The organism is Vibrio sp. Vb2880, from assembly GCF_033337975.1.
Classification (GTDB): Bacteria; Pseudomonadota; Gammaproteobacteria; order Enterobacterales; family Vibrionaceae; genus Vibrio; species Vibrio alginolyticus.
The window spans coordinates 371,513-391,874 of sequence record NZ_JAWORT010000001.1 but is presented as its reverse complement, the minus strand read 5'-3'; the positions used below and the strand labels follow the sequence as shown (position 1 = coordinate 391,874).

Genomic DNA, 20,362 nt, shown 5'->3' with positions numbered 1-20,362 from the left:
TGCGCGATACCGAAAACCGTTAGCTCACCTTAAACTTGGTCCACACCTGAGAGCGCCAACGTCTTGCCATGATGATACCACGTACCCATTCATCGAGAGCGATTGCCATCCAAGCCCCTAAAACGCCATAACCCAAGTGGATGCCAAAGATGTAAGAGAAAAGCACGCCTAGTCCCCACATACTCAAAATCCCCATTTGCACTGGGAACTTGATGTCACCCGCGCCTTTGAGCCCCGCGATAAAAATCAGGTTAAACACACGTCCGGCCTCGAGCAAAATTGAGCCCATGACTAACGAGCTTGCCAATACGAGTATTTCCGGTTGATCGGTAAATACGCGCAGAATCTCTTCTCTAAACAGGTAAATCAGTGTGGTTGCCGCCGTTGATGCCACAAATCCTACTAAGAAGTAGATTTGTACGCGTTTTAAAATGCTGCTCACCCAACCTTTACCGATGTAGTAACCAGTCTGAATTTGCGCTGCCTGACCAATTGCCAGCGCGAAAGCAAACGAGAAACGGGCAATGTTTTGCGCATAAGTGAAAGCCGCTAACGATGCCGTCCCCATTTGCACCACAAAATACACAATGCAGATTTGCGCCACGTTGTAAGACAGCACCTCACCCGCGTTCATGCCGCCGATTTTTAAGATCTTTTTGTAAATCTCTACGGGCACTTGTTTCATGGTCGACATTGGTAGCTCAATGCTGCTGCGCGCGAGAATAAACCATAACATTAACGTACCGATGACTTGGCTGACGACGGTTGCTATTGCCACGCCTTGCACGCCATACACAGGTAAACCAAATGGCTGGTAAAGCGCAATATAGTTACCAATGATGTTGAACACACCCGAGATCAAATTCACCACCATTGGGGAACGTGAATAACCATGACTACGCAGAATAGTTGTAAAAACAACGCCAATCGTAACGTTAAACGTCATCGCACCGCTTATCAGCAGATATTCATGAGCGTACTGCTCGACTTGCGCTTCCAAGCCGTAATACGGGAGTAGATATATCGCACCAAGCACGGCAATCACACTCAATAGCACACCGACGAGCACAGACAACGCAATACTCGCAACACCAACGCTCACTGACTCTTGCTCGCGTCCAGCGCCATTGTATTGGGCAATCAAAATCCCCGTACCGCTACTGACAAAGGTCGAAACGATGATTAAAAAGAAGGTAATCTGCGTGATCACACCAACAGCGGATACGGCTTTGTCTGAGTAGCTACTCAGCATGAACACGTCACTGGTTCCTAAAGCCGTCCGTAGCAAAATTTCGACAAGAATTGGCCAAGCTAATGCCACGATGGACATTCGTTGGTTGATGTTTTGGCTTTTAGGCATGCTTGTAACCTTTCCTACAACTAAAAACTGCCTCACAATATTTGTGAAGCAGTTTAAAAATAGTGACTCGAACGAAGCTCGATATGAGGTTGTGATTTAGCGCGGATTCTAGTCGCATATTGGTCATAACGACAACAATATTTCGCCCTGTTTCGGAAAAATATTTCTAATGCATTTTCGAAACGACATATGCCTTGACGATACGTAGAGCAGAGATTGGTGAACAATACTCTCAATCAACGAGCACCGAACAGAATCAGGATAATCAATAGAAATATCTCCAGCTAGATACATTACTTTGAGTTATCAGTCCAACCATATAGAGCCATGAAGAACCGTCATGAAAACCTGCATGCGCCACCATTCCTCTTTGAACACTCGCACCAAATCACACTGATGGCTTTGCACTAAAAATGACTGATATCACATTTGGAAACTTTGTTGTTCTATTTATCGCGAAAATACCGCCTAGAATAAGCGTACACGTTAATTAAGCAAGGATACGTAATGTCGACATTGGCTGGGGCGCGCTTAGAAGAAATGGCGGACATCCGCTCAACAAGAAAAAAGAAAATTGTCTTTTTATGCTCCAGTATCGCCGCTGCCTGTTTAACTTATGGTTCCATTGCTCAATCACTTGAGAATAACTGGGGTTTAAGCTTTTTCCATGCTTTGTGTGCCTTGGCATGCTTAGCAATCAGTTATGTAATAAAAGTCCAGCGGCACCATCAATACGCCGACTTATGGCTAAGTGCTGTCTTAATGTTCGAAGGGTTATTGTTACTTCTGTATAACGACGCTCCGTCAGGCAAGATGCTATGGCTATATCCTATTGTCGCCACTCTGGTATTAATTAATGAGTTTAAGGTCGGTCTGTTGTTCAGTGGCACCTACATTTTACTGATCTTTTTTGGGGTCGCTTTTTTAGATCGACTGCCAACAGCCACAGAAATCATAGAGCAGAGATTGATGCTGACCCTGATAGCGACCGCGTTTGTGTGTCACACGTTCTCGTATTACTACACGAAAGTCCTCAATTACATTCAAACACTGTATCGTGAGGGGATTGAGGAGTTAGCATATTTTGACCAGCTCACTGGGCTTGCCAATCGCTGGAGCTTTGAGACTTGGGCGCGCGCAAAGCTCGATGAAATCAAGCACTCATCTGATGACAGCATCACCGCATTGGTCTTTCTCGATATCGATAACTTCAAGCACATCAACGACACCTACGGGCACGATATTGGTGACCAAGTACTTCAAGCCTTCGCAACTCGATTAAAAAATAACATTCGCAACAAAGACAGAAAAACCGATAAACACGACTACTCCATCGCTCGATTTGCGGGCGATGAATTTGTAATCATGCTTTACGATGTAAAAAGTAAAGATGACCTCGACAGCATCCTAAAACGGATCGTGAATCTGTTTCCGACAGGTTACCGAAGCTACGATATGATTAACGAGTTAACAATGAGTGTAGGTGCTGCTATCTATAAGCAAGATGCAAAGGATTTGTCTGAATTGACTCGATGTGCAGATAAAGCAATGTACGCAGCTAAACATACTGGTAAAAACCAGTACGCCTTTTATGAGCACTGCAATACGGAAGAACAGTCAACATCTGATGCACCAGCGGTACCAGAAGCTTGCTAATGACTAAGCGAACACATGCATCACCCAAAGCCCCACAACGAGGAATACGATTAACCACACTACTTGCAACGTTCTGTTCGGCTTGTCTTGCTGACGAGTGGGGTTATCTTTAAACGCACGGCTCTTCATTTTGCCCATTAAGCTCTTTCCTAGAGCACGTCGATAAAATTCACGTCTCTTATGAGCGGCGTTGGCAACTTCGGTAAAGCGCTGTCTTTGCTCATTGGTGAGATCTTTATCCTCGTAACGAGGAGGGAGATCAGAATGCTTGCGTTGTACTGCCATCACTTCCTCCCTGGTCGATGGGTACATTTTTATTAAGTATATACCCAAATAACCAAAAAGATGCGTTATAAGTGAAGCACATAGACGAAAAAACCACCCGAAGGTGGTTTTATGACGAGCAACAAATGAACGCTAGAAGTACTCACATAAATACGCAGTCGCTTCTTTCACTTGAAGCTCAAATGAAGAATTACCTTCCACTTCAAAAAACTCACCACTTTGATAAGTCGTCCAATCGCTCTCGCCAACACGCTTGACCACAAGCGCACCTTTTACAACCGTCATACGCTCTGGTGCTTGAGTACCAAACGTGTACTCACCAGGAAGCATCACACCAACGCTAAAATCCTGATCTTTCTGGTTAAAGCCTAGTGATTTTACACTACCAGCAAAATAGCTATTTTCCTTAATATTCATTATTGGTTTCCTTATCAAAAGTCCGCTCTTTTTTACCTTGTTTCTTTCCGTTACTCAAGCTTTGAAAGCCATTAAACTCAACGTAATAACGCACATCCTTTGCTACTGAGCGAGAACCTTTTTTCGCGAGGATTAATCAGGCGACCTAAACCGAGCAAGAAAACCTGCGAAGTAATGAATGTGAGCAAACAACAAAACCATCAATAAGATGTGTATCTGAATGTAAAAGTGGACATTAGATCATAGTTTCGTCGTCTCAATGGCGGGATTGTTTGTTTTTAAAAAGGAAGGTTTCCACCATGTTAAAAAAGTGGAGAAAATTAGATCTATGACGGACTCAACTCGCCGAAGGCGAAAAGCACGACAAGAACCAAAACTTTCATTTTTGGCTCGCCACCAATCCAAAATCCTCAAGATTACATTTGTTTGCTTCGGGATGGGTCTGTTGACGTTTTTTGGCTATCAAATCCACCTCTCCTATCAAGACCACATTGATCCGGAAAAGGTGTACGGCGAATGGATTGAGATTGGCGCGCCACCCTACCAAACAGAACGTCTCGTTTTCACTGAAGATGGGGTATACCGAAACCATCGACTCATTACGACGGAATTTGAATTCGATGGCAAGGTCATCACGTTGAATACCGGATTAGGAAAGACCGCGTATCAGATCTCGGGCTCTCATCTTTCACCTCAAATACGCCGTATTGAGCCTCTTATTCCAGATCAGCGATTCATTCGTAAAGGATTTGAGCATACCGTTCAGGGCTCAGAAACCGGCGCAGCCTCTAAACGTCGCGCCGCGTTGAGTGAACACTTCAGCCGTGACTAATACGTCTTCACGGCTATTTTTCCTTTCAATTCTCTTTCTATATCAATGAAACAAAACCTTAATAAACAACAAAATAAGGCCTTCATCGCATTTAACTAACTCGTTACTGAGTAAACAATAATTTTAGTTTCTGCTGAGATTTTATAAATTATTGACTCAGTCTGACACTTTCTGTGTAACAGAGTGCGAGTTTTAGTTAAGTTCTCTCAAGTGCCTCGAAAACCGTCTTAATTTTTTTTGACGAAAAAAAACTCTCTGAAATGCTGAGTGTGATGCTTTTGCACGTGGAGTAAATCCAATCATCTTATCTGGTGCAAGAGCAGCCTATGTTCTAGGTAGAACATGAATCCAAGGATTGAGAGAGAAGTTATGATTCGATTTAACCTATGTGCAGCTGGAGTTGCTTTAGCGCTATCAGGCGCTGCAGTTGCGGCTCCAACCGCACCAAGTATCGATATGTACGGTTCCAACAACCTTCAGTTTTCTAAAATTGAACTCGCGATGGAAACCACGTCAGGCTACTACGACATGGTGAAATACCATGAGCAAGCGAAGATTACTGTTAAATTTAACCAGTGGAGTGGCACACCTGGTGACACTTACAACGTCTATTTTGATGGTGTAAAAGTAGCAAGCGGCCCTATCACTGGTAGCCAAACGACAGCTTCGTTTGAATACGGCCAAGGTGGCTTATACCAAATGGAAATCGAAGCATGTGATGCGACAGGTTGTGCGAAAAGCGCACCAGCTGAAATCACAATTGCAGATACCGATGGTTCTCACCTGAAGCCACTAACGATGAATGTTGATCCAAACAACAAAACCTACAATACCGATCCAAGCGTCGTGATGGGTACGTATTTTGTTGAATGGGGCATCTATGGCCGTGACTACACAGTCGATAATATGCCGGTCGACAACTTGACTCACATCCTTTACGGTTTTATCCCAATTTGTGGCCCAAATGAGTCTGTGAAGTCTGTTGGCGGCAACAGTTTCAACGCGCTACAAACTGCTTGTACAGGTGTGCCTGATTATGAAGTCGTTATCCATGACCCTTGGGCTGCTTATCAGAAGAGCTTCCCACAAGCTGGTCATGAATACAGCACGCCTATCAAGGGTAACTACGCAATGCTAATGGCATTGAAACAACGTAACCCTGATCTAAAAATCATCCCATCGATCGGTGGTTGGACACTGTCTGACCCATTCTTCGATTTCGTGGACAAGAAAAACCGAGACACATTCGTCGCATCAGTTAAGAAGTTCCTGAAAACTTGGAAATTCTACGACGGTGTTGATATCGACTGGGAATTCCCTGGCGGCGGCGGTGCAGCAGCCGATAAGGGCGACCCTGTAAACGATGGCCCAGCATACATCGCACTGATGCGTGAACTGCGCGTAATGCTTGATGAATTAGAAACTGAGACAGGCCGTACTTACGAGCTAACGTCCGCTATCGGTGTCGGTTACGACAAGATTGAAGACGTAGACTACGCAGATGCGGTGCAGTACATGGATTACATCTTCGCAATGACTTACGACTTCTACGGCGGTTGGAATAACGTTCCTGGTCACCAAACTGCGCTTTACTGTGGTTCATTCATGCGTCCTGGTCAGTGTGACGGTAGTGGCGTTGATGAGAACGGCGAACCGTACAAAGGTCCTGCTTACACAGCAGATAACGGCATCCAACTTCTTCTTGCTCAAGGCGTTCCTGCAAACAAGCTAGTACTTGGTACAGCAATGTACGGTCGTGGCTGGGAAGGCGTAACTCCAGATACACTCACAGATCCAAACGACCCAATGACAGGTACTGCTACAGGTAAACTGAAGGGCAGCACAGCGCAAGGTGTTTGGGAAGATGGCGTAATTGACTACAAAGGCATTAAGTCATTCATGCTAGGTGCAAACAACACTGGCATTAACGGCTTCGAGTACGGCTACGATGCACAAGCTGAAGCACCATGGGTATGGAACCGTACAACGGGTGAGTTGATCACATTTGATGACCATCGCTCAGTGCTAGCAAAAGGTAGCTACGCGAAGTCTCTTGGTCTTGCTGGTCTATTCTCTTGGGAAATCGACGCGGATAACGGCGACATTCTCAATGCAATGCACGAAGGTATGGCTGGCGGTGTGGTTCCTCAACCAAACCGTAAACCAACAGCCGCAGCTGGCGCAGATCAATCAGTAACAGGTCCTGCAAATGTGGTTCTAGATGGCAGCCTGTCAAAAGACTCTGACGGCACCATCGCAAGCTACGCTTGGGAACAAGTATCTGGAACAGCAGTGGTACTAACAGGTGCAAACACAGCGAAAGCAAGCTTTGATGCAGCAGAAGTTACTGTTGAAGAGCAATTAACTTTCAAGCTGACGGTGACTGATAACGAGGGTGCAACGGCATCTGACCTCGTTGTAGTAACAGTGAAACCAGCAGGTGTTGTTGACCCAGTGAACAGCGCACCAGTTGCACAAGTTGTTGCTCCAGCAACAGCAAACGCTGGTGACGTTGTGGTTGTAGATGCATCTGCGTCTAGCGATGCAGACAACGATACCCTGACATTCAACTGGACTCTACCTCAAGGTCTGAATGCAACGGTTGAAGGCTCTAAAGTCACGTTCACTGCTGCGGAATACCCGCAAGACACAAGCTTAAGCTTCACTGTAAGTGTGAGCGACGGTAAAGCGTCTTCATCGGCAAGCGCGACAGTGGTTGTTGCACAGCACGCAACCGATCCGAACCCTGGTACTTGTGACAACGCATGGGATGCGAGCGCAGTGTACACAGGTGGTAACCAAGTGACTCACGCAGGTAAAACGTGGGAAGCGAAATGGTGGACTCAGGGTGACGATCCTAGCCAATCTGGCGAATGGGGCGTTTGGAAAGAAGTTGGCGTAGCTAACTGTAACTAACTTCAGCCTTGCAGACGTTCTGCTAAATAAACAAAGGACAGCTTCGGCTGTCCTTTTTGGATTTAACTTCTTAACGAGAAGAGCAACACCAGAGACGAAAAAGTCTGAGGTGTTACTTTCAAATCGAATTAGCGCAAAACGGAGCGAATCAATCAGTAAAAGTAAGGGTTACCAAGCACTATCGATCAAACGGTCAAAACTACTGAAGACTTGCTCACACTTCATCACTCGACCATGCCCCTGACCTTGTGTTGTCACTAACTCAACGTTTTTAATCTCTTCAGCCGCTTTTGCCGAGACACTGTATTTGGTGAACTTATCTTGCTCATCATGAATAATAATGGTGTGAGACGGACGCTCAGACAAACGCTTCATCGGATCAATGGACTGTAACGGATAACCAAATTGGTCTTCAACTTCTGAAACCACAGCATTAAAAAGCTTCATCGAGTAACCGGAACGCGCAATGCTACCGAATAAGTTCTCTACGTAATTTAATACCGGAGCAATAAGCAGCAAAGGCTTGTTTTCTAATTTACTGTGCCTACACTCAAGAGCAGAAGCGGTGCCCATGCTGTGCCCAACTAGGCCAACAATATCCTCGACCGTATCCAACACATCTTCTAATCCTCTGACAAACCCCGGAATGTGCCCATACTGCCCCTCACTCTCACCATGTGCCGGATGATCGTACGCCAAAGCAGTAAACCCTTTCGACGCAATATGTTCCATCAGTGGATAAAACTGACTTGCCGTTCCAGACCAACCATGAGTTAGCACCCAAATAGGTCCAGAGCCCAAAGTATAGGTTTTGATGATGCCTGCATGCCCTTTAATTTCACCTTTGATAAGCCCTTGAGGCTCAATATTTTTAGGTTGCGTACGAGCAGGTGTCAGAAGAAGCTTGCGCGCGGTCTTCTTTGCATGTGACGGGGCCAGTGTATGGTGTAACCGAGTACTAATGTTCACCAAACTGCGCTTAATACTGAAACGTTGCGATGTATTAAAGTAAATTTTTTCACTCATAATCATGTCCTTAACTATCAGCTTTGCACAAAATAGAACGGTCGTGCTTTTTACGCTGATAAGAAAGAGCGAACTCAGCCGCTCTTTGTGATTTTATGTCTACGAATCTGGGAAGCGAATAACCGATATTAGCCTTTCCAGCGAGAAAATAAGTTGTCGATCCCTTGCCAAAACAGACGCAAGCTTTCTTGCTCACCTTTAATTGAGTAAAAAACATGCGCACTCAAATAGAGACCGTACAAATCAAACGTTGCTTGGCGTGTATCTAAGTCTGCTGCAAATTCTTGCTTCTCTTTGCCTTTCGTTATTTGGATCTCCAAATAGCTCAGCCAAGTGTCTATGGATTTACGCAGTCCGGCCTGAAGCGGGCAATCTTTATCTGCCGTATCATTCCAAGCGTCAAGAAACATACAACTTCCTTGGAATGCGTGATTCCAAGTCATCCAAGAGTCGAGCAACCCTCTAATTTTACGCTCGATATTGCCATCCCCGAGTTCTCGAGCAGGCTCAATAACCCGATCAGCGAACACTTTATTGGCGTGATCAAGCACCGATAGCTGTAAATTCAACTTCGAATTAAAGTGGGCAAACAGACCACTTTTCGACATACCGCATTGCTTGGCTAACTCTCCAATCGTAAGACTTTCTAATCCGTCTTCGCTGGCGATCTCAAAAGCCCGCTGCAGAATAAACTCTTTTGTCACTTTTCCTTTTTGCATAATCTTATTTTTAGCACGATCGTTCTTTTTTGCAATCTCGAGTTAACTGGTCTAACCATTATTCAGTGCTATTTTCGACTCACGAATCAGGTATTGATTGCGTTAATAGGTTAATAATTAAGAAGTTTGAAGTAAGTCTTAATTTTCAAAACAGCTTCAATGTAAGCGCAAGTCTGTTGACTTTTTCACGTATTACTTCAGTAACAGCCTGCTATTTTCACCTAAGTTTTTTATTTAGGTAAACAATGTAATGGCAAAGAAACAAAAAATAGCCAGCTTAGAGTTTGCACGTATCATTGCGATGCTTGCGATTGTGGGTTTGCATTGCCAGATGGCACTGACGTACTGGCAGTGGAATGGGATACCATGGGTTGGCTATATGCTCAACCAACTGGCTCGTTTTGCTGTTCCGCTGTTCTTTCTCATCTCGGGTTATCTAATCCAGCCGAAGTTGAGTCACTCACCTATTGATACTCTTAAGAACTACACCAAACCGTTAATGAAGGTTTGGCTCATTTGGAGCATGATCAGTTTACTGATGCCATTCCAATGGCAGACGGTCGCTGAGGCAGGGTATCTCGCCGAAAGGCAAGGTTATTGGGGGTACTTAATGTCAACCCCGATCAATTCACTCATCGAAGGCGGACTCGTTCATCTGTGGTTTATTCCCGCTCTGGTCATTGCCGTAGCGTTAATTGCCTTTCTCGTGCATATCAATATGGCGCAACTGATACTGCCAACCGCAGTATTGCTATACATATACGGGGTCTTTGCTGGCAGTTATGCGACCATTACCGACCTGCCAGCGCCTTTCTTTACTCGTAACGGGCCTTTTTTCAGCACGTTGCTAGTTGCTCTAGGTTATTTCGCACGAGAAGCGCAGTGGCGGTGGTCGAGAAATAATACGGTTCGATGCATTATTCTTGGCATGGCACTGCATTTTGGTGAAGCTTACTGGCTGATGCAACATGACATCGCTTTCAACTCGCACGACTTCCTATTCGGTACCGTTATCTGGGCTGTAGGTGTCTTTATGTGGCTTTTGGCTCACCCTCATTTTGGCGACATGCCTTGGGTCTTCAAACTATCTCCTAGCGTGTTAGGAATATATGTTAGCCATCTGCTTATCATAATTGTCATGATGAATGTCGCTGGATTTATCGGGCTGCAACACCTCGCGAAAGATGTGTTTATTTATCCTGCAACGATTGTTGCAACCATACTGCTTGTGAAAGCAATTGACACTTCACCGTTGAAAAAATGGCTCTTACGCTAAATGCATTCAGCTCTAGATATAGCTAGCTTTAACTCAAAAGGGTTAGAGCTAGCCAGTTAAAAATGAGATTTCTCTCTCACTGACCAATTTTTGACTTTCTAATCCTTCAGAATTTGCTTTCACTCACAAAAAACATTGTTCATTTCCTTTAAATTGGCTCGACTATTACAACATTGCTCATTAAACGGAGGCTGTATGTGGGCAGGTCAAGGACTCGTTCCTTTTTTAGAGATTAGTCACTGGTTAACTTACGGTTTATATGCCGCTGCGGTTTTATTCGGCGCAGCAAGCATTGCGTCACTCAGAAAATAGTGGCGCACACTATCATTTCCTAACTCCTACTGTTAATTCGAGCTCTCTCACAACTAACTCATTCATTTGTGGCTAATATTTCTCCAACCAGACAAAGGAGAAATGTCTATGCCAATCTATCCAATTGTGGCTTTCTGCTGTTTGTTGTTCTCTAGCGCCACCTTTGCTGCATCAACCAATGAACTGAATCTTGTTAATTCTGGTGTCGGTTACGCGGCTCTGATTATCTTTTCGATCGCTTACATACTGGTTATGTTGGAAGAGTATCTGAAAATGAGAAAATCCAAGCCAGTGCTGCTCGCTGCAGGGTTAATTTGGATTCTGATTGGCTACACCTTTGCTCAGCACAACCAGCCTGAAATCGCCAAATCCGCACTAGAACACAACTTGTTGGAATATGCCGAGTTGCTGCTGTTTTTGCTCGTGGCGATGACCTACATCAACGCAATGGAAGAACGCAAACTCTTCGATGCCTTACAAGCGTGGATGGTCGGTAAAGGTTTTGGATTCAAAAAGTTGTTCTGGCTGACGGGGTTTCTCGCTTTTGTCATTTCACCGATTGCCGATAACTTAACTACGGCCCTTTTGATGTGCGCTGTAGTGATGAAAGTCTCTGGTGATAATCCTAAGTTCGTCAATCTTGCTTGTATCAACATTGTTATCGCAGCCAACGCTGGCGGTGCATTCAGCCCATTTGGGGATATTACAACCCTGATGGTGTGGCAAGCCGGTCATGTCAGCTTTGCTGAGTTCATTCCGTTGTTTGTACCGTCATTGGTGAACTACTTGGTTCCCGCGTTTTTGATGTCACTGTTTGTTCCAAACACAAAACCGAATACGATTCACCAACACGTTGAGCTAAAACGCGGGGCAAGGCGTATTGTCGCATTATTCATTCTGACGATTGCCACCGCAGTCTCTTTCCATGCTGTGCTGCACTTCCCACCCGTTATGGGCATGATGATGGGCTTGGCGTACTTACAGTTTTTCGGATATTTTTTGCGCCAAACTCTCAAACACTCACTCGCAAAAAAAGCAGCTATGGCAATTGCCAATGGCGATGATCAGGCATTGAAGCGCTTAGGCTCAGTGGTTCCGTTTGATGTGTTTCATCGTGTGTCTCGAGCCGAATGGGACACCTTGTTGTTCTTCTACGGTGTTGTAATGTGTGTTGGCGGTTTAAGTTTACTTGGCTACCTCGAACTGGTTTCAAACGTCATGTACACGCAATGGAACCCTGTCTGGGCAAACGTAATGGTTGGTGTCCTATCTGCAATCGTCGATAACATTCCGGTTATGTTTGCTGTACTGACCATGGAACCAAGCATGTCGATGGGCAACTGGCTACTGGTCACATTAACCGCAGGTGTCGGGGGCAGTTTGCTTTCCATTGGCTCCGCGGCAGGCGTCGCTTTAATGGGAGCCGCGCGTGGACAATACACCTTCTTTGGCCACCTAAAGTGGGCTCCCGTCATCGCCTTGGGTTATGCCGCCAGTATTGCGGTACACTTGTGGATGAATAGCGGTTTATTTACTTAAAAGCACCGACAATCAGTTACTTAACTTGCAACACAACCTAGCGGTCGGATGGATGGTTAACGCCATCCATCACTTCAATCGCTCCCAACTCATATGGGTTGACGCCCTCTAAGCAGCCGACATTATAGCCATACTCACTCGGGTCAGAACGACGCTGATGGTGCGTATAAATACCGCACTCGCCACAGAAAAAGTGCTTCGCAGTGTGTGTATTAAATTGATACTGCTTCAAGACGTCTTCGCCTTGCATAATACGAATACCGTTCAAAGGTACAGATGCGACAATCGCGCCACGACGTCGACACATAGAACAGTCACACCGTCTCGGTTTCTCAATACCATTGGGTAACGCCAGTTCCAACTCAACTTTTCCACAGTGGCAACTCAGTCGATGTAATGTGTTGATTTGGGTGTTGCCAACTTTCTTAATCATAACTTTTCCTTGTTGTTTTTCTATCTGTGTACATTATGTTAAACAGGTTAATATCATCATAATCTCGTCCAAAAACTCGACATCCATCACTTTTCGCGACATTTTATTGGCCGATTTGTTAGTTGCTATTTTGGCGACTGTCTATCGCGTCCGTGAGACGTGTTATCTCCGGCGCGGTTTTTAAACCAAGGAAATTAATTTATGGACAAAGATCATAGCCTAAGAGAGAACCTCTTGGCTCTGACGCTCGGCAGTGCGTTGGTGTCACTTGGGGTGATATTTTTTAGCAAAGTAGGATTGCTCACTGGCGGTACGGCTGGTTTGGCGATCTTCCTAACCAAAGTGAGTGACTTCAGTTTTGGTCAGATATTTTTCGCTCTTAACCTCCCTTTTTATATTTTATCTGTGATGCGCATGGGTTGGCGCTTCACTATCAATACCTTTATTGCGGTTTCGATTGTCTCTTTTGCGGTCGATCATCTGCATCATGTGATTGAGATTTCACGAATCGAACCTTTCTATGCGGCACTTTTGGGTGGTGGACTGATTGGAATCGGTATGTTGGTAATTTTCCGTCACAAAATGAGTTTGGGTGGCTTTAACATTCTAGCGTTGTACCTTCAGGAACGTTTTGGAGTTCGAGCGGGTAAAGTTCAAATGGCGTTAGATTGTGCCATCGTGGTGATGTCACTGTTCATTGTAGATGTGCACCTTATCGCTCTATCTGTTCTAGGTGCCATCGCAACGAACTTGATTTTGGCGATGAACCATAAACCAGGACGATACCAAGCAAAAGCGCAAGCAGCATAATCATCGCTGCATAGTCAACAACCTTAAAGCCCCCAGCCAGTCGCTCGGGGCTTTTTTCATTCAACGCTAAGATCACGTCAACGAGCTCGTTTTGCAGTGCTGCTGCATCTCTTCATCCAATTTAGCTTTATATTTCTGGCTAAGATGGAAGTGTACTTGCATCAACAAGTCATGTGCGTGGAACAGCTCAAACGCGTCGCTACCATTTTGCTGACAAATAGCCTCACAGCGCTCAGCATGCACTTTGGCTTCTTGCGGTTTATCCGCTTTAAGCAAGCTCATCGCTAAGCGATACTCTGCGCGCTCTTCTTGCATCCCCCCCCTGCCACTTTCCAATAGTCTAGCGCGAGTGTCGCTGCTTCTAACATCTTCGATTTTTCCATGCACGTGCGCTCAGCCAGCGCTTCGTACTGACATGCTAAGTTGTTCGCAGTGATCGCGATAGCGCGCGCTAATGGCCCTTCTGCATCGTTCGGCGTCATTCCTAACGCTGCCTTCACCAACCATTGACTCGCCAGTTCAAGCTGAACAAGTGCAGAAAGTTCATTCGAAATCAAAGCGTAAACTCGGCGTTGTTCTTGCTCTTCCAATAATTCCATATTGTCAGTGCCATCTACGAAGTAGCGCGCAACGGCAATACTGCGTTGAAATGCCAAACTCTCGGCAACCTTGCGTTCATCAAAGTGATCTAAACAAGTAAGAAACTGTTCTGGGCTCTGGAGATGCCCAATAGCGGTATGCAGCATCAATGCGAATATTCGCTCGATTTGGGTAACGTCTTCCACCTCGCTCAGAGCCGTTTCTAGCTGAGCATAAATTTGTTCGGGATTTTCCTCGTGATGCTGCCAACACTCACTCATGAAGGCATCAAAATCCGTTTTGAAAGGCATGTCCTTATTGTCCTTTTTCTATTCGTATAACGAATATGAAACTCTACACTATCGTTACCCCTGTGTAGCACGCTTAATCCCAATATGAGAATCGCCTCACTTAAAGCGGTGTACCTTGCTCCAACGCGAGCAAACGTTGCTTGCGCTCCACTCCACCTGCATACCCAGTCAGTTTTCCGCTTTTGCCAATAACGCGATGACAAGGTACCACGATAGAAATTGGATTCTTCCCGTTTGCTAACCCAACAGCACGCACAGCTTTAGGGTTACCTATCGCATTCGCGAGATCTTGATAGCTCCACGTTTCCCCATATGGAATGGTCGTTAGTGCCTGCCAAACTTGATTTTGAAAATCAGTGCCTGTCGCTGCAAGGGGCAAGTCGAATTCGTTGCGCAGACCAGCAAAGTATTCATCCAGTTGGGTAACAGCTTGGCGCAAAACCGGATGCTGCTCGTCTCGCACCCCCAGCTCACTCGGCTTAGTGGTGCATGTTTCAAACCAAATACCAAGCAAGCCCTCTGCGTTCGATTGGATAGTCACCGTTCCTAGTGGACTCGGCATTTCGGTATAAAATGTTTTCATGATTGATTCCATAAGTGAAACGTCGCGTAGCTTCCCCAAGGGGCCGCAGTGTGCGTATTCAGTGATGGGTAACGCTGCATCGCCTTTTTCACCACTAAGTCTTTATCTAGAAAGCAATCGGGTTGAGATTGCCCTCGCAGTTGAGCATAACTGACGGTCCAAGGTCCAATGCCTTTCAAAGCTAGCCACTGCTGGGGGTCAGCTTCTGAGTTGTCCTGCATAAACTGGGCGAAGCGCACTAGCGTCTCTTTACGGCTTTGCGGCATGCGCAAAAAGCTCACGTCGGCGTTCGCAATATCACTGGGAGTCGGGAAAAAACGTTTTTCTGACTCTCCACTAAGTGTGGCCACCAATAAGTTAAGTTGACCAATCGCAGCTTTAACCGACACTTGCTGGCCTAAAATCGCTCTAACCCCTGCTTCCCATGCACTCCATACACCAGGAATACGAATACCTTTACTCGACACGAGCCCAGGCGCAACATACTCCAAATGCTGCTCAACAGTACAAATATCAGCGTCAAGATCGAACATACGACGAATGTCAGACACCAAGTTTTGCAGCTTCGTTACGTCTTCAATTTCAAACGCCAGTTCTAAGTATCCTTCACCTTTTGTCGCTTTAAACCAGGCTTTGCTGTTATCCAAAAAAACGTTGCGCTGATAACTCTCATCCCTCACCTGCTCGACCCCCTCAACCGCTCGTAAACGATAGAAGTCCAACATGTGCGACCAATTCAACTCACCTCGATAAGGTAAGGCAATTCGATTGCAACCCGCACCATCAAACTCTTTACGGCGTACTTGAGAAGGCGTTAGTTTGAGAAACTTTTGAAAAGCATCGTTAAAGCGGCGCGTACTGTTAAAACCTGACGCAAACCCCACGTCGGTGACCGACATAGAGCTGGAGTGAAGCAACTGTTTGGCGAACATTAGTTGCTGATATTGCGCATACTGCTTGGGTGACATACCTAGATACTGCTCAAACAACATACGTAAGTAACGGTCAGAAATCCCAACACGCTCAGCCAACTCAGACACCGAATGGTGATGCAACTCCCCTCTATCAATTAACGAAATCGCTCGTTGAAAGGTCGTCTCGACACCTTTCCATGCCCAAGATCCAGGCGCGCTGTCAGGTCGACAACGTAAACACGGACGGTACCCTGCTTGAAGGGCTTGCGTCTTATCAGCGAAATACTCAACATTTTCTTCTTTAGGCAAATTTGCCGGGCAAATCGGACGGCAAAAGATTCCCGTTGTTTTTACCGCCACATAAAATCGCCCATCAAAACGACTGTCTCGCGCGACTCGCGCCTTGTGACACTGCTCGAAGGTCAGTGAGGTATGGGGGTGAATAAACATAGTGCTTTCCTTGCTCATGCCTTTTGTCATTTATTGTTCATAGGCATCGTTCAATATAGTGTTATTGTAGCTTGCTTAAGCGCCCACAATTAGCCATTTTCGGAACTCAATATTGAGATTTATTGGCATTAGCGCTTTTGTACACTAAAGTTAGATCCAGAACATCACAACAACGTCGGCTAAAGGGAATTGGCATGGACTTACATACTTGCGTAATTGTATTAAGAAACCAAAAGGTTATTACCAGTAAATCCGTAGATCATTCTATTGGAATTATCGAAAGAGACTCAGATAACGAGATCTCAGAAATTCAGATTAATGCGACGGATGGACGTAATATTCGAACTTATCACTACAACAATGTAGAGGAGTCATTAGAGAGCTTAATGAACCTCTGACGGTTTTCTTTAACACACCTTTCTCCCTTGTTAAAAGCGAAAGCAATAGAGCACAGTACATGTGCTCTATTTTTTGTTTAACAGCAAAAATGTTTATCGAAAATAATGACAGACCTTGATTTAAAACAGACAATAATCGGCAAATAAACACCCGAATATAAAAATCAAGACATTGATTTAAATAAATAAAAACCAATCATTCAATTTTTTAGAACGAGTTTATCAAAATCCTCCCGTTATTTTTATGCTCGCCTCTACCTAAACTGTTCTCAACAGCACGGGAGCACACGCTTCCCACTCATTGAAAAGAGTCAGAGGACAGAATCATGAAAGCACTATTACAGAAAATTACCACATCAAACGCAGGTTACAGCGCACTATCACTTCGCGTTCCAATCGGCATTATTTTTATGGCGCACGGCGCACAAAAACTATTTGGCTGGTTTGGTGGCTACGGCCTAGAAGGCACAGGTCAGTGGATGGCATCTATCGGTTTAGGTCCTGGCGTACTCATGGCGTTACTTGCGGGCAGCGCAGAGTTCTTTGGCGGCTTGTTCATTTTACTTGGTCTGCTAACTCGACCAGCAGCGGTTGCTTTGGCGTTCACGATGGTGGTAGCGATATTCTCTGTCCACTTTGAGAATGGCCTGTTCATGGCAAACAACGGTTACGAGTTTGGCTTAGCATTACTGGCAGCAAGCGTTTCTCTGGCGTTCTCTGGCGCAGGTAAAGCAGCGTTAGATAACTTTTTAAACAAAAAGCTCTCTTAAGGAGGCCTTATGATTACGGTAAGACATGCAGCAGACCGAGGTCGAGCAAACTTTGGCTGGCTTGATAGCAAACATACGTTTTCTTTTGGTAGCTACTACGATCCTCAACATATGGGCTTTTCTGAGCTGAGAGTCATTAATGACGATGTAGTCAAGCCTGGCGCGGGTTTTGATACACATGGCCACCGTGATATGGAGATCATCAGCTATGTGTTGGAAGGTGTTATCGCACACAAAGACAGTGAAGGTAACGTCAAAACACTACCTGCAGGTGAATTCCAACTCATGTCGGCAGGGAAAGGGATTTACCACAGTGAGTACAATGCATCGAACCAAGATACGCTGCGGTTTCTACAGATTTGGATTCAACCGAACACATTTGGAACCAAACCAGGTTATCAGCAAAAAGATTTTGGTCGCAATCCTGGGTTAACGACTATCGCAACTCCAACTGGAGAAAACGGCACGCTACTTATTAAGCAAGATGCGACTTTGCATCAGTTAATTCTTGAGCCAAGTAGCGAACTAAACTTTGAGATTGAGTCGGGCCGAAATCTATTCATCCATCAAGTAACAGGGAGCCTTAGTGTCGACAATACCACTTTGACGGCTGGCGACGGCGCGAAGATTGAACACCAAAGTAAGGTTGTTTTGCGCAATACATCAAACGAAAGCACAACAGCCCTGTTGTTTGACTTACCATAACTATCGATTCATCGAGATAAAAACAAAGCCGCCTTGATTTCTCAAGGCGGCTTTTTCGTTTTTCTGACTTTTCATTCAACGCTATTCGTCGGAAGTGCCAGAACCAATTTGCTGAAAACTGTAAGCGGTCAGTGGATCGATCTCTTTGACAATTTCTTCCACTTGCTTAATCGCGTCTACAGACGAGCTAGCTTTACGATAGCTCAAGTAGATAGGGCGACACCAATCTTCTACTCCAGACACCTTGTGAAGCTGCCCATTGGCGATAAATGGCTCCACAAGAGAGATTGGTAAGTAAGCGGCACCACCCTTCTCTAAAATAAAGTCCAATGCGATACGCGCTGTTGAAGTGCGTAAATATGGAGCCGGAATCTTAGGGTGACGCTCAGAATGCTCTGAGGAGAAACGCGTCCCCCAGTCAACGTACACATATTTGTTTTCGAAAACGGTGTCTAAAGAATCTTTCTCGGTTGATACTAGAACGAGAACAACATCTGCCACTTTTTTACAGTTAAGCTCATCAGCTTTGATCTGATCAAACGCAAATGCCATATCTAACGTGCGCTCTAGCAAGCTACGACTGAGCATCTCACGTCCCATCACTTCTGCCATGAAGCCATAACCACCAAACGAATCTGTGACGACACTTAAACAATTCTGTAAATAAGCGTCCCAAATGTTTGGCGTGCCACCTAACGTTAGTTGCAGCGCTTTGCCATCTTCAAGCGATAATTCTAGCTTCGCTTGTTGCAATGTAGTGACCATTACCTCGGCATAGCTGATTAAGCGCTCACCTGCAGAGGTCAACTTTATGTTATTTCGATCACGAATAAACAATTGCGTATCGAAGTAACTTTCCAATTGTTTGATACGTGCGCTCACAGCGGCTTGGGTAATATAAAGGTTCTCAGCAGCACGTCCGAAGTGACGAACTCTTGCCAGCTCTAAAAATGTTCGAAAGACTTTTACATCCATAAACCATCTCCTGGTTAATATAAAACCAGATTAACAACTAATTAAAATCATGACGACAAAAAAGTTTTGTTTTTCTTTTGTTAGATTTAAGCCTAATTTTCGCCGTAAGTTCACTACATTCATCAATAACGGTTACAGAGGCTGTTGACATGTCTGACACTGAATTCCGTCATGGCAAAAAACGTTTTTACGATAACGTAAAATTCCCACGCGGCTTTGCAAAGTCTGGCGATTTTACTCTTTCAGAAGAGGAAATCCTAACAATTTATGGGGATACAATGCTTGGCTTAGAGTCAGGCGAATTAACACCTGAAAACAGCGAAGAGAAACACTTCATCAAGGTGTTAGAAAACCCGGGCAAAGCAAAAACAAAACTTGAGCGTACGTGGCTAAAGTACACCCAACTTGCTCGTGGTCGCAAGCGCTTCCATACGCTAAATGGTCGTAACAAGCCTGACGCCACAGAAGAATACATTGAAGAGAGTTTGGTTGAAGACGATTAATAACCAATAACCTAGTTCTCGCCTTTTTCTAGCAATAGGCGAAAGCTCGTTTGACTTTACTGAGCGAGCAAGACAAGCTCATTTCTTCTCCTAAAGCCCAAGGGGGCATTCTCCCAAGGGCTTTTTTAATATTTGGGTGATGACCGTTTACTTGGCGAGCGTCGCAATCTTTTTCAGAAAGCTCTCTTTCAAATGCTCTTGGTCATATTCCAAGTGATAGGTGTTGTGGAAGCCAATTTTTAGCTCAACACCATTCCCTCTCAAGAAAACGTTGTACCCATCGTAGTCAGAAAACGCTTCTACACCTTCATACATTTTACCAAATTCGGTTGGCGTACCGTTGTTCATCACACATTCGTAAGCCTGTAGTACTTTGCTCGGATCTAACTCATTTTTCATACCGAATTCCTCACTGGTTTACACATTTCAATTATGGTTAAAGAACGAGCGCCATGCCATATCTAACTCATAATATTTGAAGTTCGTGTGCGATTTCGCACTCTGTAGGTTGTTAAAAAACAAGGTTAAGTGCGAAGGCAGAACTTAATTTAGATCATAAATTTTATCTATTGATTCGTCAGTTTCATAATGCA

At 44.9% G+C, this 20,362-nt stretch carries 20 protein-coding genes and 1 pseudogene; 10 read left to right on the top strand and 11 right to left on the bottom strand.

The genetic code is table 11. The annotated features are described in order from the left end of the window. Positions 1 to 19: 19 nt before the first annotated feature. Positions 20 to 1,360: an MATE family efflux transporter gene (locus R7M92_RS01705; protein WP_318132548.1), complete on the bottom strand. Its 1,341-nt coding sequence runs from the start codon at positions 1,358 to 1,360 to the stop codon at positions 20 to 22. 507 nt (positions 1,361 to 1,867) lie between these two features. Here R7M92_RS01705 and R7M92_RS01700 point away from each other — a divergent pair. Next, positions 1,868 to 3,016: a GGDEF domain-containing protein gene (locus tag R7M92_RS01700; protein ID WP_237305608.1), complete on the top strand. Its 1,149-nt coding sequence runs from the start codon at positions 1,868 to 1,870 to the stop codon at positions 3,014 to 3,016. Between the two features lie 3 nt (positions 3,017 to 3,019). Here R7M92_RS01700 and R7M92_RS01695 read toward each other — a convergent pair whose 3' ends face one another. Next, positions 3,020 to 3,301, bottom strand: a complete 282-nt coding sequence (locus tag R7M92_RS01695; protein WP_318132547.1) for a hypothetical protein — start codon at positions 3,299 to 3,301, stop codon at positions 3,020 to 3,022. Between the two features lie 132 nt (positions 3,302 to 3,433). Beyond that, complete coding sequence (locus R7M92_RS01690; RefSeq protein WP_318132546.1) at positions 3,434 to 3,718, bottom strand: pyrimidine/purine nucleoside phosphorylase; 285 nt, start codon at positions 3,716 to 3,718, stop codon at positions 3,434 to 3,436. A 328-nt stretch (positions 3,719 to 4,046) separates the two neighbouring features. Between R7M92_RS01690 and R7M92_RS01685 the strand changes: the two genes are divergently transcribed. Further along, positions 4,047 to 4,550 (top strand): DUF2850 domain-containing protein, encoded by a 504-nt coding sequence (locus R7M92_RS01685; RefSeq protein ID WP_258642427.1) that lies wholly within the window; start codon positions 4,047 to 4,049, stop codon positions 4,548 to 4,550. A gap of 369 nt (positions 4,551 to 4,919) precedes the next feature. Further along, on the top strand, positions 4,920 to 7,466 hold the full coding sequence (locus R7M92_RS01680; RefSeq protein ID WP_318132545.1) for a glycosyl hydrolase family 18 protein: 2,547 nt from the start codon (positions 4,920 to 4,922) through the stop codon (positions 7,464 to 7,466). A 168-nt stretch (positions 7,467 to 7,634) separates the two neighbouring features. Here the strand turns inward: R7M92_RS01680 and R7M92_RS01675 are convergent, their stop codons facing one another. Then, a complete protein-coding gene (locus R7M92_RS01675; RefSeq protein WP_318132544.1) occupies positions 7,635 to 8,492 on the bottom strand; it encodes an alpha/beta hydrolase in 858 nt (285 codons plus the stop codon). A gap of 128 nt (positions 8,493 to 8,620) precedes the next feature. After that, on the bottom strand, positions 8,621 to 9,211 hold the full coding sequence (locus tag R7M92_RS01670; protein WP_047102492.1) for a TetR/AcrR family transcriptional regulator: 591 nt from the start codon (positions 9,209 to 9,211) through the stop codon (positions 8,621 to 8,623). A 250-nt stretch (positions 9,212 to 9,461) separates the two neighbouring features. Here R7M92_RS01670 and R7M92_RS01665 point away from each other — a divergent pair, with 250 nt between their 5' ends. Both R7M92_RS01665 and nhaD read left to right on the top strand, forming a co-directional pair. After that, positions 9,462 to 10,487, top strand: coding sequence for an acyltransferase (locus tag R7M92_RS01665; protein ID WP_318132543.1), 1,026 nt, complete (start codon positions 9,462 to 9,464; stop codon positions 10,485 to 10,487). A gap of 420 nt (positions 10,488 to 10,907) precedes the next feature. Beyond that, positions 10,908 to 12,338, top strand: coding sequence for a sodium:proton antiporter NhaD (nhaD, locus tag R7M92_RS01660; protein ID WP_005374422.1), 1,431 nt, complete (start codon positions 10,908 to 10,910; stop codon positions 12,336 to 12,338). A 37-nt stretch (positions 12,339 to 12,375) separates the two neighbouring features. Here the strand turns inward: nhaD and R7M92_RS01655 are convergent, their stop codons facing one another. Beyond that, the gene (locus R7M92_RS01655) at positions 12,376 to 12,771 is read right to left on the bottom strand and encodes a GFA family protein (protein WP_053308033.1); all 396 of its coding nucleotides are present in this window, start codon (positions 12,769 to 12,771) and stop codon (positions 12,376 to 12,378) included. Positions 12,772 to 12,972: 201 nt separating this feature from the next. Here R7M92_RS01655 and R7M92_RS01650 point away from each other — a divergent pair, with 201 nt between their 5' ends. After that, a complete protein-coding gene (locus R7M92_RS01650; protein WP_005374427.1) occupies positions 12,973 to 13,581 on the top strand; it encodes a YitT family protein in 609 nt (202 codons plus the stop codon). Positions 13,582 to 13,653: 72 nt separating this feature from the next. Here the strand turns inward: R7M92_RS01650 and R7M92_RS01645 are convergent. The 3 genes and pseudogenes from R7M92_RS01645 to R7M92_RS01635 form a co-directional block, all read right to left on the bottom strand. Next, positions 13,654 to 14,471: pseudogene (locus R7M92_RS01645) on the bottom strand (hypothetical protein). A gap of 100 nt (positions 14,472 to 14,571) precedes the next feature. Beyond that, positions 14,572 to 15,054: a methylated-DNA--[protein]-cysteine S-methyltransferase gene (locus R7M92_RS01640; RefSeq protein ID WP_005374431.1), complete on the bottom strand. Its 483-nt coding sequence runs from the start codon at positions 15,052 to 15,054 to the stop codon at positions 14,572 to 14,574. Next, complete coding sequence (locus R7M92_RS01635) at positions 15,051 to 16,418, bottom strand: AlkA N-terminal domain-containing protein (protein WP_213961639.1); 1,368 nt, start codon at positions 16,416 to 16,418, stop codon at positions 15,051 to 15,053. The genes R7M92_RS01640 and R7M92_RS01635 overlap by 4 nt, the downstream gene beginning before the upstream one ends. Before the next feature lie 194 nt (positions 16,419 to 16,612). Between R7M92_RS01635 and R7M92_RS01630 the strand changes: the two genes are divergently transcribed. The 3 genes from R7M92_RS01630 (at position 16,613) to R7M92_RS01620 (ending at position 18,291) form a co-directional block, all read left to right on the top strand. Continuing rightward, on the top strand, positions 16,613 to 16,816 hold the full coding sequence (locus R7M92_RS01630) for a hypothetical protein (RefSeq protein WP_017633816.1): 204 nt from the start codon (positions 16,613 to 16,615) through the stop codon (positions 16,814 to 16,816). A 326-nt stretch (positions 16,817 to 17,142) separates the two neighbouring features. Then, complete coding sequence (locus tag R7M92_RS01625; protein ID WP_005374434.1) at positions 17,143 to 17,586, top strand: DoxX family protein; 444 nt, start codon at positions 17,143 to 17,145, stop codon at positions 17,584 to 17,586. Between the two features lie 9 nt (positions 17,587 to 17,595). Further along, entirely contained in the window at positions 17,596 to 18,291 is a 696-nt protein-coding gene (locus tag R7M92_RS01620; RefSeq protein WP_005383228.1) for a pirin family protein, read from the top strand. 81 nt (positions 18,292 to 18,372) lie between these two features. Here R7M92_RS01620 and R7M92_RS01615 read toward each other — a convergent pair whose 3' ends face one another. After that, positions 18,373 to 19,266 carry a LysR family transcriptional regulator gene (locus R7M92_RS01615; RefSeq protein WP_005374436.1) on the bottom strand — a complete coding sequence of 298 codons (894 nt, stop codon included), beginning with the start codon at positions 19,264 to 19,266 and terminating at the stop codon, positions 18,373 to 18,375. A gap of 149 nt (positions 19,267 to 19,415) precedes the next feature. Between R7M92_RS01615 and R7M92_RS01610 the strand changes: the two genes are divergently transcribed. Further along, positions 19,416 to 19,769 carry a DUF413 domain-containing protein gene (locus R7M92_RS01610; protein WP_005374439.1) on the top strand — a complete coding sequence of 118 codons (354 nt, stop codon included), beginning with the start codon at positions 19,416 to 19,418 and terminating at the stop codon, positions 19,767 to 19,769. A gap of 147 nt (positions 19,770 to 19,916) precedes the next feature. Here the strand turns inward: R7M92_RS01610 and R7M92_RS01605 are convergent, their stop codons facing one another. Continuing rightward, positions 19,917 to 20,168, bottom strand: a complete 252-nt coding sequence (locus tag R7M92_RS01605; protein ID WP_005374440.1) for a DUF3081 domain-containing protein — start codon at positions 20,166 to 20,168, stop codon at positions 19,917 to 19,919. Positions 20,169 to 20,362 lie beyond the last annotated feature (194 nt).